The sequence below is a fragment of the Microbulbifer agarilyticus S89 genome (assembly GCF_000220505.1).
Taxonomy (GTDB): Bacteria; Pseudomonadota; Gammaproteobacteria; order Pseudomonadales; family Cellvibrionaceae; genus Microbulbifer; species Microbulbifer agarilyticus_B.
The window spans coordinates 57,594-72,780 of record NZ_AFPJ01000007.1 but is presented as its reverse complement, the minus strand read 5'-3'; the positions used below and the strand labels follow the sequence as shown (position 1 = coordinate 72,780).

At 57.3% G+C, this 15,187-nt stretch carries 11 protein-coding genes and 1 riboswitch; of the genes, 1 reads left to right on the top strand and 10 read right to left on the bottom strand.

Annotated elements, in window-relative coordinates; genetic code table 11:
• Positions 1–8: 8 nt before the first annotated feature.
• From AS89_RS0101125 to AS89_RS0101090, 8 genes are all read right to left on the bottom strand, one after another.
• Complete coding sequence (locus AS89_RS0101125) at positions 9–1,847, bottom strand: TonB-dependent receptor plug domain-containing protein (protein WP_010130401.1); 1,839 nt, start codon at positions 1,845–1,847, stop codon at positions 9–11.
• A gap of 118 nt (positions 1,848–1,965) precedes the next feature.
• A riboswitch (cobalamin riboswitch) is annotated at positions 1,966–2,114 on the bottom strand.
• A gap of 88 nt (positions 2,115–2,202) precedes the next feature.
• On the bottom strand, positions 2,203–2,754 hold the full coding sequence (locus tag AS89_RS18030) for a hypothetical protein (protein WP_010130400.1): 552 nt from the start codon (positions 2,752–2,754) through the stop codon (positions 2,203–2,205).
• Positions 2,751–3,596 (bottom strand): DUF2092 domain-containing protein, encoded by an 846-nt coding sequence (locus AS89_RS0101115; protein ID WP_138976343.1) that lies wholly within the window; start codon positions 3,594–3,596, stop codon positions 2,751–2,753. The genes AS89_RS18030 and AS89_RS0101115 overlap by 4 nt, the downstream gene beginning before the upstream one ends.
• A gap of 300 nt (positions 3,597–3,896) precedes the next feature.
• Positions 3,897–4,904 carry a hydrolase gene (locus tag AS89_RS0101110; protein ID WP_010130396.1) on the bottom strand — a complete coding sequence of 336 codons (1,008 nt, stop codon included), beginning with the start codon at positions 4,902–4,904 and terminating at the stop codon, positions 3,897–3,899.
• A gap of 89 nt (positions 4,905–4,993) precedes the next feature.
• Positions 4,994–5,509, bottom strand: coding sequence for a DUF411 domain-containing protein (locus AS89_RS0101105; RefSeq protein WP_010130395.1), 516 nt, complete (start codon positions 5,507–5,509; stop codon positions 4,994–4,996).
• Positions 5,493–6,446, bottom strand: a complete 954-nt coding sequence (gene egtD / locus AS89_RS0101100; protein ID WP_010130394.1) for an L-histidine N(alpha)-methyltransferase — start codon at positions 6,444–6,446, stop codon at positions 5,493–5,495. Before egtD ends, AS89_RS0101105 begins: the two co-directional genes overlap by 17 nt.
• Positions 6,443–7,837, bottom strand: a complete 1,395-nt coding sequence (egtB, locus tag AS89_RS0101095; RefSeq protein ID WP_010130393.1) for an ergothioneine biosynthesis protein EgtB — start codon at positions 7,835–7,837, stop codon at positions 6,443–6,445. The genes egtD and egtB overlap by 4 nt, the downstream gene beginning before the upstream one ends.
• Before the next feature lie 180 nt (positions 7,838–8,017).
• On the bottom strand, positions 8,018–10,591 hold the full coding sequence (locus AS89_RS0101090) for a TonB-dependent receptor (RefSeq protein ID WP_100169208.1): 2,574 nt from the start codon (positions 10,589–10,591) through the stop codon (positions 8,018–8,020).
• A 341-nt stretch (positions 10,592–10,932) separates the two neighbouring features.
• Here AS89_RS0101090 and AS89_RS0101085 point away from each other — a divergent pair, with 341 nt between their 5' ends.
• A complete protein-coding gene (locus tag AS89_RS0101085) occupies positions 10,933–13,305 on the top strand; it encodes a penicillin acylase family protein (RefSeq protein ID WP_100169216.1) in 2,373 nt (790 codons plus the stop codon).
• 64 nt (positions 13,306–13,369) lie between these two features.
• Here AS89_RS0101085 and AS89_RS0101080 read toward each other — a convergent pair whose 3' ends face one another.
• Together AS89_RS0101080 and cysG are read right to left on the bottom strand one after the other, a co-directional pair.
• Positions 13,370–13,633: a hypothetical protein gene (locus AS89_RS0101080; RefSeq protein ID WP_010130390.1), complete on the bottom strand. Its 264-nt coding sequence runs from the start codon at positions 13,631–13,633 to the stop codon at positions 13,370–13,372.
• A 160-nt stretch (positions 13,634–13,793) separates the two neighbouring features.
• A complete protein-coding gene (gene cysG, locus AS89_RS0101075) occupies positions 13,794–15,173 on the bottom strand; it encodes a siroheme synthase CysG (protein ID WP_010130389.1) in 1,380 nt (459 codons plus the stop codon).
• Between the last annotated feature and the right edge of the window lie 14 nt (positions 15,174–15,187).

Below are 15,187 nucleotides of genomic sequence, written 5' to 3'. Positions count from 1 at the left end.
CTGTGTGATCAGTAACGCAGCTCGAAACCGGCGTAGGTCGCCCGATCTGCAGTGTTAAACCCTGCGGCTTCCGCATAATCTTCATCCAGCAAATTTTCTGCACGGGCGTAGAGGGTAATGGTGTTGTTGAGTTGGTAGCGAAGGCTTGCGTCGACTACCTGATAGTCGTCCAAAGCGGAGCCGTCAATATCGATGGCATCATTGCTGGTGCGCGTATGCATTGCCAGGCTCAGCAATTCCGTGGGCTTATAGGTTACGCCGAGGTTTGCCATGTGGCGTGGGCGTCGCGGTCGCGCGATATCGTCTGTCGTTGCTGCATCGGTATAGGTGTAGTTTGCTGTAACGGTGAGCGCTTCACCCAATTGCATCGCGCCGATGAGTTCCGCACCGTTAGATGTACTGCGGCCACCCTGACGGTAGCTGTAGTCCGCAAGGTTGAACCAAATTTCATCATCCACAACCTGGTCAAACAGGACAAGTTCCAGATGTAGTGTATCTCGGTAGAAGTACTCGGCACCCAAATCGAGCCCACGGCTTTCCTCGGGGGTTAGTGCTGGTAGGTCGGGATAGAAATTCCGGTTGTAATTGATCTCGGAAAGGCTGGGCGCGCGGAAGCCGGTGCCGTAGCTCGCTTTCAGTTTCAACGAGCCGTTCGCGACCTCATTGAACACGTAGGCGGCGCTTGCGCGAAAACTGTTGTGACCACCAAAGTCTGAATTATCGTCATGGCGCAGCCCGAGGGTCATAAAGGCCTGCTCGGCGATGTTGCCCTGATACTCGGTATACGCAGCCCATTGATCGCGGGAAAGCTCCAGAGAGGTATCTTCTCGTCGTTCCATCCCGTAAACAACGCCATGGTTGCCGGTGATGTCCAGGGTTCCATTGAGGTTCAATTGCTCGCGATCACCTTCTACCTGATAGGTCGCTATGCCTTCCGTACGGTAGGTACGGCTGAGATCAGAGCGGGTATACGCCAATTCCTGCTGATTATCTTCACCCGTGTGGGTCAGGCTCAGACGCTGGTTTTTCTGTGCATACTCGGAGGAGCAATCATCGACCTGCGGCGACCAGCCGCAGCGGTCGTACTCCGATGTCGCATCGGTATCCCGCACAACGGCTTCCACACGCCACTGCTCCGTAAAATTGAAGCCAACACGTGAATGTACGGTAGCGTTGTTGTAGCCGTCGTCATCTTTCAGGACGACGTCGCCGGTGCTGGTGTTAAAGCCGTCGGTATCGGCCTTTGCTGCCGCTACATAGAAGTCTGCGCGGCCGACGGAGCCACTGCTGCTTAGGTTGTAACGTTGGGAGTCGTAACTTCCCGCTTCCGCACCGGCGTTGAACTCAATTGCCTCGCTGTCTGTGCGGGTGGAAATGTCCAGTACCCCGCCAGCGTCTGCACCGTAAAGCATGCCTTGCGGGCCACGCAGCAGCTCGATTCTGCTCAGGTTGCTGCTCAGGATATGCTCCACGTGTGCACCGCCCTGCGTGCTTGTGGGGTCGGATATATCGATCCCGTCGATGCGCACCAGGGTACGGAAGCCAGACTCTCCCCGGACCTGTAATGAAGTGGTTTTGCCCATTCCACCGGTATTGGAAATAGAAACCGAAGGCACACTGCGAAGAATCTCGGACAAGGCGGTGTGTCCAAGCGCCTTGATCTGTTCTTCATCAATTGTGGTTACGGAAGTGGCGACATGACGCAGTGGCGTAGCCTGACGCGTGCTGACGACGACAACCGTTTCCAGGCTTGGAATCGATGACGGTGTACTGTCGCTGGAAGATTGCGCGAGCGCATGTGCGCTGCTCGCGGCCAGTAAGGCCGAGGAAAGTAAGATCTTATTCAAGTTCAACCCCTAAGGACAAATGCGCATGGGATCGAGGGAGGAATGGCAAAACATTACGCCAAGGCGCAGGAAAAGGTTTTGCAGGATGGTAGCCCTCCGCTCCATCGTGATTCGATTAGAGGCCGGTATCGGGCTGACCACTTATATTTCTTAAACAAGAAAGAGCAGTGGATCACCGTTGCGGGGGCAGCGCCGGAATTCCGGACTTCCCGTTTAACCTCCCCAACCTGCTGACTCGTTGCCGAGAAGACAGGTAGAAGGCACCTCAGATCGCGGGTGCGACGTTATGGGAAAGGGACTATTAAGTCAATGGCGGGTTTAGCCGAGTCCTGCTAGCCCTGACTTGGTTGGTCCGTCAGCGAGGTGGCTCTACCACTTCGTAGACAACTTGCGAGCCGGCGTACTTTGGCCGATACCAGGTATTACTGCAGTTTTCATAGGTCACCCCATTGACGCTGACCGCGGTACAGGATGCGGGTAACGTATAAACCCAGGCCCCCGTCGCCGCGGTAGCTGCAGCACCCGCCGCCACACCGGCCCAGTAACCTGGCCAGTAGGGATGCTTCGGATGGTTATGGCCGCCGCCGCCATGGTGCCCGGCACCACCGTGTTCGGGAATGGGCCGCAGGCGCTCTTCCGGGCGAAGTTCACGTCGTAGCTCCGGGCCCAGTTCGCGTCGCAGTTCAGGTCTGATGCCATGGTATGCGGTTCCATCCCGCAGCCCCGGCTCCGGGCGGAAGCCTCCCCGAAAGTGCGGCGCGATGTTCATGAAGCCGCCACCAAAGTGCATGCCGCCTGCATGAAAGCCCGGGCGCGCTCCCGCATCGGGGGCAACGCCCAACAGGACGGCGAGTATTGCCGCGCTCGCGACACCCCCCCGCAAGACTTGGTTCAATGTGCTTGTCATTGTCCGGCCTCCGGTGCAGGTTGGATTTTGGTGAACGTAATCGGCTTCAGATCACTGGACAGGTGTGGCGAAAACATCGTGTCGTTAATCGAGCTCGCGTCCCGCCAATGTACTTCGGCGATAAATTGCGGTTTCTCTGGAAGATGGTTGTTGGTGGTGATGAGCTTCATCGGTAGTCGCTTGTCACCGGTCGTGATCCAGATTTCCCAATCCAGGCCGCCGCTATGTAACGCCCAGTGCTCCACGGCTTTGCCATCCAGTGTGGTTTCGCCCACCCGTTTCGCTTTTTTGAGTTCAATCTTGCGCGCTTCTGGCGTCCCCCACTCGAGCAGGTCTACCACGGGTATCTCGATGCCGTAATCTTTTGCGGTACTGATGAGTACCTCGCGGGTACTTGCTGAAGCGGGAAGCTGCCCGTAATAGCCATCCGTTTTGGCGATTACCGTAAACTGATTGCCATCGTGGTAGAACTGACGCTCCATCGTGTCGGTCTTTAAATCCACAAACAAGTGATCCGGGCGCTCGAAGCGCACCGACGCTTTACCTTTCACGGCCAGCTTTTTGCCCTCACCGGTGATTACATCGGTGACCATGCTGACGTCGTAGGCGAGCTTTTTCTGACTGGCGAGGGTTTTTCCCATTGCGTCGAGTGCTGCGTAGGCCGCGTTAATCGCGGCCTGGTCGGCCTGCACGGCAGTTTCCGCCTGAGACGCATGTCTACCGATCGAAGCAGACACGGATTGCGTGGCGAGCGCGCCGGCCCCTACGACGAGCGTAGTGCCGAGGGCTACGCTGACCAGGCGATGGCCAATCCGTCGAGTGCAGCTGTGCGGTTTTCTCACAAGTTACTCCTGCCCGGTACCGTCCGGGAAAGTGCGCATCGACATTCGACGCCCCCAGCCGCGTAGACGCATGCTTAAAGGCGCAGCCGAGCAAAACTGTCGTCGAACAAACGGATAGTCGAATAAACCAATCGTCGAATACACGTAGATCAACACACTTAACAGAATAGTCAGAAGATTGCCGCGCCGAGGAACATTGCGGCTCTACTGCAAAGAAAAATCGACCACACTGTTCATAGTGCGCGAAATAGCGGCCTGCCCAATTGCTTACATTGCGAAACTGAATAAGCGAAATAAATGCTAGACGGCCTTGTGAGCGCGAAGGAATGCTGGAATTGCCTCCTCAAGCCAGTATCGAGGTTGCCATAGGCTGCCACTGACAAAACCCACGTGCCCTCCCCGCTTGCTGATGCCGAGCGTGACCGAACGACTCACATCGGTGGCTGAGGGGATGGCTTTGGGCGAGACGAATGGGTCATCTATTGCGTGAATCAGAAAAGTGGGCCGCGCGATGTCGATAAGATGGGGGCGACTGGATGCGCGATCGTAATAGTCATCCACATCCCTGAATCCGTGTAGCGGCGCCGTAAAGTGATCATCGAAGTAGCGAAAATTACTGAATGCGCGCGGTGCGTTCAGCTGTGGCATTTTTTGCGCAAGTGTCGGGTCCTGGGCCTTGCGGCTGAGGCTTTTCTTCAAGCTGTCCAGTAGGTGTTTTTGGTAGACCCGGGAGAAGCCGGTGTTCATGCGTTTGCTCGACAAGTGCAGGTCCAGGGGTGCTGATACCGATACCGCAGCCGAGAGCGGGCTACGCGCGCCGTCTTCTCCCAGCCATTTAAGCAGCACGTTCCCACCCAGGGAATAGCCCACTGCCATCAAGGGGGTGTTTGGGTAGTGCGCTGTCAGTTGACTTGCAACCCAGCGAGGGTCCGCGGTATCGCCGCTGTGGTAAGCGCGCGGCAACAGGTTCGGGATACCACCGCACCCGCGGAAGTGCATCACTGCCACCTGAAAGCCCGCGGCCTGGAGAGCGGGCATCAGCCCCTGAATGTAAGAGGATTCCACCGACCCCTCCAGGCCGTGCAGCACCAGCACGATCGGTCGTGTGGGGTCATCGCGCAAGCGCACCGGCGTGTGCAAGCCGATGCGGTCGCCGTCAGGCGTGGCGAGCCACTGCAGTTGGGTCCGAATCCAGGGTTTTGGGCGGTGAAAGACCGGAAAGATGGTTTGCAGGTGGCAGTTTGCCAGCCCTGTCGCGGGTTCAAATGGCGCGGTTGCTGGCTGATCTGTAATGGAGGCGGTATTCAAAATGCGTGCAGCCCTGATGTGGAATCTGGTGGGGGCTGCAAGCGTATCGGCTGGCGCGTATGGAATCCAGTCTGCGGGCTAGAATGCCCTCATCCAGCCTCTGGCGCAGTGACTTTTTCATAGAAGCGATATTCGCCGCCCGGCAATATCGCGTACACCACATAGGGCTCAAAGTCTTTGCCGCGATACATCCCCGGGCTGCCTTTGGGCATTCCCGGTACCGCAAGACCAATGCTGCCTTTGGGCGGATTGGCGAGGAATTGACGGATCAGCCGGGCGGGGACATGGCCCTCAAAAACATACTGATTGTTCCAGACTCCGGTATGGCAGCCTTGCATGGTGGCGGGCACCCCCCACCGCTGCTTGACGCTCGCCGTATCCAGGCCGTTTTCACTGGCCACAGAAAACGCGTTGCTTTCCAGGTGGGTAATCCAGTCGTTACAGCACAGGCAGAATGGCGACTTGTACACCGTGATGCTGTTGGCGAGGTCTCGCGACGCTTCACTTTCTGGGGCATAGCTAGTGCTGCTGCAACCCACCAGTAGTAGTGCGAAGATTGCACCAGCAAGCGCTTTGGTACCGCAGAGTTTAATGAATTTCGGCATATAAAATGGCGTAATGTTGTTGGTTATCGGTCCAGTACTGCCGCGGGGCAAAGCCGGTGCTATTCAGCAGCGCCTGCAAGCCCGTGAGCGTGTATTTATGGCTGTTTTCTGTGTGGATGGTCTCACCCTCTTCAAACAGGAATGTGCGCCCACAGACGTTTACATTCTGCTGCGCAAGGCTCACCAGGTGCATCTCTACACGTTGACGTCGACTGTGGTAGAAGGCGCGGTGGGCAAAATTATCGACATTGAAGGATCCGTCCAGCTCACGATTGATACGATGCAGTAGGTTCTTGTTAAATGCTTCGGTTACATGCTCGCTATCGTGATAGGCACGCTCCAGCACAATCGAGTCTTTTACCAAGTCCGCCCCCAGTAACAATCCATCGCCGGGGCGCAGTCGGGCAGCAAACAGTTGCAGAAGTTCTGACGCAGCGTCAGGTGTAAAGTTGCCGATCGTAGACCCGGGGAAAAACACCACCTTGCGACCGGAAGTGGCGGGCAGCCGCTGCCAGATAAGCGCGCTGGTAAAGTCCCCCACAGCCGGCACAACCTCAAGGTCAGGCAGTGAGCGCTGGATTCGCGCGCGCGCCGCCAGCAAAATTTCCGGCGAGATATCCATTGGCAGATAGCCGCTGGGGCTTACCAGTCGTTGCAGCAGAGGCTCGGCTTTCTCGCAGTTCCCTGCCCCCGGTTCGATCAATACGACGTCCTCGCCAAGCCGCGCCGCAATGTTGTCGAGTTGTTCGGCGAAGATCGCGGCTTCCGTGCGTGTCAGGTAGTAGTCTTCGAGTTCGCAAATCCTTTCAAAAATTCGCGACCCCGCTTCATCGTAAAGATATTTGCAGGGCAACGTCTTGCGCGAGGCCGAAAGACCGCTCAGCACATCTTGCTCGAATGCTTCCACTGCAGCGATTTGTTGTGCCGCCATATTCATAGGTCATCTCCAGCTAAGCGGATACCGGTAAACTGCCAGACTTGGTGGGGGTAAAAGAAGTTGCGGTAGCTGATGCGAATATGGCTCCGAGGCGTTACGCAGGAACCGCCACGTAATACCATCTGGTTGCACATAAACTTGCCGTTGTACTCCCCTACCGCGTCCGCGCTGGCCTTAAAGCCCGGGTATGGCTGATAGGCACTGCTGGTCCACTGCCAGACGTTACCGAGCAGTTGCGCTCCCTGCCCTTCGGCGCTGGTTTGTGCGTCAAAATTATCAAGCTCGGGTTGCGGGTGAAAATGGCCGGCTTCCAGCATGTTGCCGCGCTCGGCAGCATCGGGTTGGCAATGTAACCATGCTGCAATCTCCCACTCGAATTCGGTCGGCAGGCGGAACCCGGCCCAGGTGGCAAATGCATCGGCTTCATAAAAATTCACGTGGCAGACGGGGGCATCCAGATCGAGCGGCTGCAGCCCAGACAACGTAAATTCATACCAAGTACCTTCCACCTCCCGCCAATACAAGGGTGCACGACGTTCGCTCTGGTTGACGTGCGCCCAGCCATCGGAAAGCCAGAGGCGCGGCTGCTGGTACCCGCCCGCCTTCATGAAAGCCAGGTACTCGCCATTGGTGACGAGGCGGGACGCGATGCGAAAAGCTGGTTGGTAGCGTTGATGCGGAGGCCCTTCGTTGTCGAATGCAAAGGCTTTGCCATCACCGCCGAGGGTGTAGGTATCTTCTGGGACCGATAACCAGCTCAGCCCCGCAAGGCTGTCTCGCTCAGTGTGCGACTCGTCCGATTCTTGTTTATAGGCTGGAAATATCGGGTTTATGGACAAGGCGTGCTTGATATCTGTCAGCACGAGCTCCTGGTGCTGCTGCTCATGATTCAGGCCGAGAACGAGTAGATTGGCGAGGTCGCCATCGACCTCTTCTTCAATGAGCCAGCGCGCAATTTCGCTATCGACATGCTGGCGGTAGGCAAATACCTGGTCGAGTGATGGCCTGGAAAGGAGGCCGCGCTGTGGCCGTGAAAAAGGTGTACCGAGTGCGTTGTAGTATGAGTTGAAGAGGTGATGGAATTCAGGGTGGAAGCCGTCGTAGGCGGGACAATGCGGCTGCAGGATGAAAGTTTCAAAAAACCAGCTGGTATGCGCCAAGTGCCATTTGCCGGGGCTTGCATCCGGCATGGACTGCAGTTGGAGGTCCTCCGGGGAGAGCGGCTGCACGATGCGCTCGGTTTGCTGGCGGACACTCTGATACTGCATCAGCAAAGCACTGCGCTCATCGAGGCTGAGAGTACGGGTTTCTTCAGAACACCAGTAAAGGGTTGTCGGTTTACTGGTCGCGGCTTGGTTTACTGCTGGGTCCAACTCTGAAATCAGGTTCATTCCTTGTCCCGAGAACGGCATCGAGTGCTTTGATCATACAAGCATTTAGGCCGTTTCCCATGGCAGATCCCTGTTTCACGAAGAGTCTGGCGCCACTTATTGCAGCACAAAAAAAAGGGCCGGCATGGCCGACCCTTTCCGTAGGCGCTAGGCGCCCTGTGACACGACTTACTGGTGTGCTTAGAAGCGCACAGTGAAGTCAGCACCGTACATACGAGGCATGTAGCGCCAGCCCGGGCTTGCGCCGATGGCTGCACCGGTGCCGCCGTAGCCGCCAGCGATCTCTTCGTCAGTGACGTTCTGTACCCACAGGGCAGCAGAGTACTGATCAGAGGCGCTGTTCCAGCCTGCACGCAGGTTCATCAGCTGGTAGTCCGGAATAACACGGGCTGGGTCGCTGATGGAGCCAACACGCTCGTCGGTCCAGTTGTAATCACCGCGGATGGATACGTCGCCACCGGCAGCCAGCTCCCAAGTGTATTCAGCCATGATGTTGAACTTGTTCTCAGGAGTGCCTACACGAGGCTGGCCAACACGCGAGTTTTCCGCTTCGGTTTCGCCAATGGACTCGATGATCTGGTAGCGAGTGTACTCGGTATCCAGGAAGGAGTAGTTACCGGCAATGAACAGGTTGTCGGTTGCGGCCCACTGTACTTCGAACTCAGCGCCCTGACCTTCCGCATCTGCGTTACGCAGGTAGTAGTTGGGGATTGGCGCACCAACGAGGTCCAGCTGCTGCAGGTTCTTGTAGTCGTAGGCGAATACAGAAGCGTTGAAGCGTACCGCGTTGTCGAACAGGCTGCTCTTAAGGCCGATTTCCAGGTTGGTAACGCTTTCCTGGTCGAAGGACGGGTCGATGCCCGGTGCGGCGCTGAAGCTGTTGAAACCACCCGCCTTGAAGCCGTCGGCCAAGGAGATGAAGGTCATTACGTCGTCGTTCCAGCGATAGTCCAGCACGATACGGCCAGAAAGATCGCTCCAGGAGTCGCTCAGCTGCTGGTTCAGGTTCTGGACGCCGTTGTTGTTAAACGCAATACCGAAAGGAATTGCAGCAACTTGGCCCGCGGGCAGAGTAATGGACATGCCCAGCGGCTGACCGTCGGGGCCCATCAGAGCTACGTCACCACCAAGGAATGCGATCGGCAGAGTGTTCTGGTAGTCGCTTACGATAGAGAAATCTTTTTCATCGGCGGTGTAACGTGCACCGACGGTCAGATCCATCTTATCGGTCAGACTCCAGGTCGCATCACCGTAGATCGCTGCGGAGCGGTAATCACCGGCGTTAAATACGGATTCGTTCCACGGAGTGTCTGCCATTACCCATGGGGTAATACCAGCCATCAGCTGACCGATCATTTGATCGCGGTTCAGCATGCTCGCGGTAATGGTAGAAGGCGCGCCCAGGGCGCCCAGCAGCGCGTCGGCCTGGCCGGACTGTACCATCAGGTCGTAGATGAAGGTTGATACGGCTGCACCTTCCAGACCACCGGCAATCATCAGCTGACGCTGCTGATAGGCAGCATCTTCGAGCTGGGTAGTGGTCAGGTCGGAGCCGGCAAAGGCGGCCTTAACACCTTCGTATACTGCGAAGGATTCCAGGGAACCTGCAGTAAAGTAAGCATCAGTGGTGTGCTCCAGCTCTTCGCGAGAGTAGGAAGCGCCCAGGGTCCACTTCAGGGTGTCGGTCGCGCCGTTCAGGCGGAACTCCTGAGAGAACTGAGTCTGATCATCGAAGTTGGCGGAGCCGAACATGTAGTCCGGGTTCGCGGTACCGTCCTCATCCTGCTGCAGGTGAGCTTCGAAGCCACGGTACGCAGTGATGGAGGTGAAGGTGAAGTTGTCGAAGTCATGCACGATGGACAGGGAGGTACCCCAGGAATCGCGATCTTCGATGGTTGCGGTATCCAGCGCGTAATCGCCAAACACATCGGTGCCACCGTCAGCCGCCTGCAGGGACGGTACGATGGAGCTACGCAGGGCGCTGCCCTGGTCCATGATGCCGTACTCGGCGCGCCATAGAACTTCGGTGTCCGGAGTCGGTTCCCACAGCAGGGATGCGCGGTAAGTCTGGGTATCGATGTTACCCACTTCGAAATTGTTCGCCAGGTTGTCAGCGAAGGAGTCACGACGGTTGGTGGACGCGGTGAAGCGGCCGTACAGGTTGTCGCTCAGCTGCTTGTTCAGCAGCAGGTCGCTGGAAACGCGGCCGTAGTTACCTGCTGTCATGTTCAGTTCAGCGGTATCTTCAGCCTGAGGCTTGGTAGAAATAATGTGGATGGCACCACCGGTAGCGTTACGGCCGAACAGAGTGCCCTGCGGGCCCTTCAGTACTTCGACACGCTCGATGTCTGCCAGCGGGATTTCAGCACCAGCGCCACGGCCGGTGTAAACACCGTCTACGTAAACGGCTACTGCAGGGTCGGAACCTACGGTGAAGTCACCGGTTTCGATACCCCGTACGCTGTAGGTCGGCTGCAGCGGGGTATCGTTGTTCATCTCTACGCCCGGGGTGAATTTACCCAGGTCGGTCAGATTCTTGACGCCCATGGCTTTCATGCTGTCACCGGTGAATGCGGAGATGGCAATCGGTACGTCTTGCAGGTTTTCTGCACGTTTCTGGGCGGTTACTACTACTTCTTCGATTTCGGCGGCGTAGGCAGCGCTACTCAGAGCCGTGGTAACGGCAATCGCAGCTGAAAGCGTCGTAAGAGTAAAGGAACGGTTTTTTCCGGACTGGTCGGCGTCGTACATCATCGCGTCCTCGCGTTTTAGTTATTGGTAAAGCGTGATGGAAAATGGTTGTTATTGATAGTTATGTTGGGCCATCTTACGTGGACCTCGGTCCTAATAAAAGGTTGTGATGACCTTTTTCTTGTGACCGGTCAGTATTTTGGCAGAAAAATGTGAACTGGTGCGCCAAAGTGGCGGATTATTCTTCAAAATAGCCGAACTTGTGACTGCACTTACGATACTGGTACCGTAATTCGATCATCTACGCGACAATGGCGATGGCTCCAAGTGACTGGTACGGTTTTACCATATTTGGCCTGATGTCCCAAAATAACAATTTTAAGTTGATCCCGAGAGACCCTGTGATGACGCACTCAAATCCCCGCCCCCAGCGGCGCCTGATTCGACACCTGACCCGCGGCGTAATTGCCCTGGCAGCCCTGCTGATATTGCTCGCGGCGGCAACGTGGCTCTGGCTGCGACAAAGTCTGCCGGTATTGGAGGGAAGCCTGCAGACCGGCGCACTCTCTGCGCCGGTGAGCATTCAGCGCGACGCACAGGGTATTCCGTTTATCCGGGCAGAAGATCGCGCGGACTCGGCATTTGCGCTTGGCTTCCTGCATGCGCAAGAGCGTTTTTTCCAGATGGATCTGCTGCGCCGCAACTCTGCCGGTGAACTGTCAGAGCTGGTGGGCGCGGCAGCGCTGGATCACGATAAGGAAATTCGTCTGCATCAGTTTCGCACGCGCGCAGAGCGGAATGTTGCGGCAATGCCGGCACAACAAAAAGAAATACTGGCTCAGTACACTGCGGGCGTAAATTTCGGGTTGGCCGAACTGGGCGCTGCGCCTTGGGAATATACCCTGCTGCGGCAGCAGCCACGCGACTGGTCACCCGCCGACAGTTTGCTGGCGATTTTCAGTATGTATATGACGCTGCAGAGCCACACGGGCAAATTTGAGTTGCGTGATAACGCACTCGCCGAATTACTGCCGGGCGACCTGTATGGCTTCTTTGTTCCCGACGGCGGTGTCTGGGATGCGCCCCTGATTGGCGATCCGCGCCCTCCCCTCGCACTTCCAAAAACCGATATTGCCGCGCTGATCGAAAATGATGAACCCATGGTTTATTCAGCCATGGAAAGTGAAGACATGATCTTCGGCAGTAACAACTGGGTAGTGGGTGGCGCACTTACCGAACACGGTGCGGCCATTGTTGCCGATGATATGCACCTGTCGATTACGGTACCCAATATCTGGTATCGCGCCGGTTGGAATATTCCCGGTACCGACTTTGCAATGCGCGGTGCCACCCTCCCCGGTGGCCCGATTCTGGTGGCGGGCAGTAACGGTAAAGTCGCGTGGGGCTTTACCAATACCACGGCCGACTGGGGCGACCTGATCCCGCTCGAGCTATCGGCTGATAAGCGCCAGTACCGCACACCCGATGGCTGGCAAGAGTTTATCGTCGAGAGCGAAGCGATTGCGGTGAAAGGCAAACCAGATGAAGCCCTGCAGGTGCAGAAAACCATCTGGGGCCCAGTCATTGGTGAAGACCATAATGGCAAGCCGCTCGCCTATCGCTGGGTGGCGCACGATGTGCGGGGGGCCAATATGAATCTGCTGGAGATGGAAACGATTGGTACCACCCGTGGTGCGATGGACATTGCGCCGGAGCTTGGTATCCCACATCAGAACTTTGTTCTGGGTGATAGTGCGGGCAACATCGGCTGGACGGTGGCGGGGCCTATCCCCCGCCGCGTGGGTCTGGATGGCAGCCGCTCGGTAAGCTGGGCGGATGGGAGTGCCTATTGGGACGGTTACCTGTCACTGGATGAGCAGCCGCAAGTCTATAACCCCCCTTCGCATCGTATTTGGACCGCGAACTCGCGCACCATGGATGGTGAATTTCTTCGCGTAATGGGTGATGGCGGCTACGCGCTGGGGGCGCGCCAGCAGCAAATTCGCGATGGCCTTTTTGCCAAAGACACATTTACCGAGCAGGATTTGCTGGATCTTCAGCTGGACGATCGCGCGATATTCCTGGCGCGCTGGCAGGAACATCTTGCATCGCTATTGGCATCTGAGCCGGATTATGCGGAAGTGCTTGCGCAGGTGGAAAACTGGGGTGCCCGTGCCAGTGCCGACTCCGTAGGTTATCGCATCGTGCGCAACTTTCGTTTGCGGTTTATCGATCTGACGACCGCGCCGGTGCTGACCTTTATGCGCCGTTTCGATGAGGGGTTTGAGTTCAATCGTGTCAACCGGCAGATGGAATACCCAGCATGGGAGATGCTTGCGAACGAACCTGCGCATCTTCTCAACCCGGAGTACCCAAGCTGGCGCGCGCTAAAGTTCGCTGCGCTGGATTCGGCACTGGAGAAAATGGCCGAAGATGGCTTGCCACTGGCGGAGCAGACCTGGGGCGTACAGAACACCGCAATAATACGACATCCGCTGGGGCGCGCAGTGCCGGCGGTTAATTGGTTTACGGCAATGCCGGAAGATCCGCTGCCGGGAGACTCGCATATGCCGCGCTTCCAGTCCTCCACCAAGGGCGCGTCGGAACGTTTGGTTGTCGCTCCGGGGCACGAGGAGCGCGGTATTTTTCATATGGCAACCGGCCAAAGCGCACACCCGCTGTCACCTTTCTTCGGCAATGGCCATCGGGATTGGGTGGAAGGAAACCCCTCTGGCTTTACGGAAAAATCGGCGGTCTACACGCTCACCTTGCAGTAATCGCATCGACAAAACCCCGCAGTGCTTTTCACCGCGGGGTTATTTATTGGTGGGCGCCTCTTCGCTAGGCCGTCTCGTCGAGAATTGCGAACGAAAGGAAGGATGTAAACAGGCTCAGCCCAAGCACAAAAGGTAGTAGCGGGAAGCAGATCATCAGTAATGATGCGCCAATCCAGATGTTTTTCACCCAGTTGCGCTTGATCTGATAGGAACGGGAATAGCGCCGCAGGTGGCTGTCGCTTTCGTCAGGCAGGGCAATTTCGCTCTCCCTGGGTAAAAAGCTTCGCACCAGAAGAGTGCAATAAAAACGCAGCAGCATCCACAACATAGAACCACCATTGGCAAACGTCTCTTTGAGTATAGATAGACGTTTGTTGGTGGGTGGTGGCGTGGGTGGTGGAGTGGATGCCTCGCATGCCCCGCGGCTTTTTCAGTTTCTCTCCGGCGGTTACCCAGTGCTCAACCAGTGTTTACCAGGCGCCCTTCGATTACTGGTACCAGCCAAGGCTTTCCCGCAAAGTCACCACGCCACCGATGATGGTGAGCGCGGGCGCGCCAACCTCGTGCTCCACCGCCAGCTGGGGCAGCGTGCCAATGGTGCCTACAATGACGCGTTGGTCCCGGGTGGTGCCCTTTTCCACCAGTGCCGCGGGCGTGTCTGCGGCCATCCCGTGCGCGATGAGTTTCTCCGAGATGGTTGGTAGGCCGGTCAGGCCCATGTAAAACACCAGGGTTTGGCTTTTGGCGATCAGCTCATCCCAGGGCAATACCAGGTCGCCCTGCTTCAAATGGCCGGTAATAAAGCGCACGGACTGGGCATGGTCCCGATGTGTCAGCGGAATGCCCGAATAGGCGGAGCAGCCAATGGCGGCGGTAATGCCCGGCACAACCTGAAACGGCACCCCTGCTTCTGCAAGTTTGTCGATTTCTTCGCCGCCGCGCCCGAACACGAAGGGGTCTCCACCTTTGAGTCGCAGGACCTTTTTGCCCTCTTTTGCCAGATCGACAAGCAGCTGGTTGATATCGTCTTGGGGCACCGAGTGAAACTGTTTCATCTTGCCCACGTAGATGCGTTCGGCATCCCGCCGCACCAATTCCAGTACTTCGGTGGAGACCAGTCGGTCGTATAGCACAACGTCGGCCTGTTGCATCAAGCGCAGGGCGCGGAAAGTAAGGAGATCCGGGTCGCCGGGCCCGCCTCCAACCAGGTAGACCTCGCCGCTCGGCGCGGGTTTTGCTTCCCAGTGCTGTAGTTCTTCGAGGATCGTCTGTTCCGCTTCTGCCTTGTGGCCGCGCTCGATCTGCCCCACGACGGGCCCATTAAACACCCAGTGCCAGAAATCTTTGCGTTGCGGCTCTGGTAGCGCGGCTTTCACATTGTCGCGCAGGCGGCCAGCAAGCTCGGCCAGGAGCCCGAGCCCCGGTGACAACAGGGTTTCAATCTGCGCGCGTAGCATGCGCGTAAGCACGGGCGCGGACCCGCCACTGGAAATACCGATCGCAAGTGGGCCGCGCTCGACGATAGAGGGGAAGGTAAAGGTGCAGTGCTCGGGCGAGTCGACGACATTCACTGGCAGGCGGCGTGCGCGGGCATCACGTGATACCTGCGCATTTACCTCGGCATCGGCGGTGGCTGCGACCACCATCTCGGCGTGGTTGAGCAGTTCCTCGCGGTACGTGCCGACGATGTACTCGCCGCTACTGGCCAGGACCAGCTGCCGTAGCTCATCGGTGATGTCCGGAGCCACCACGAGCAGGCGTGTCTCCGCTTTACTGAGTAACCGCGCTTTGCGCGTGGCAATGGCGCCGCCCCCGACAATGAGACAGGGGCGGTTTTTCAAATCAAAAGCGAGAGGCAGGTAACGCAAGGTCTTTATCCATA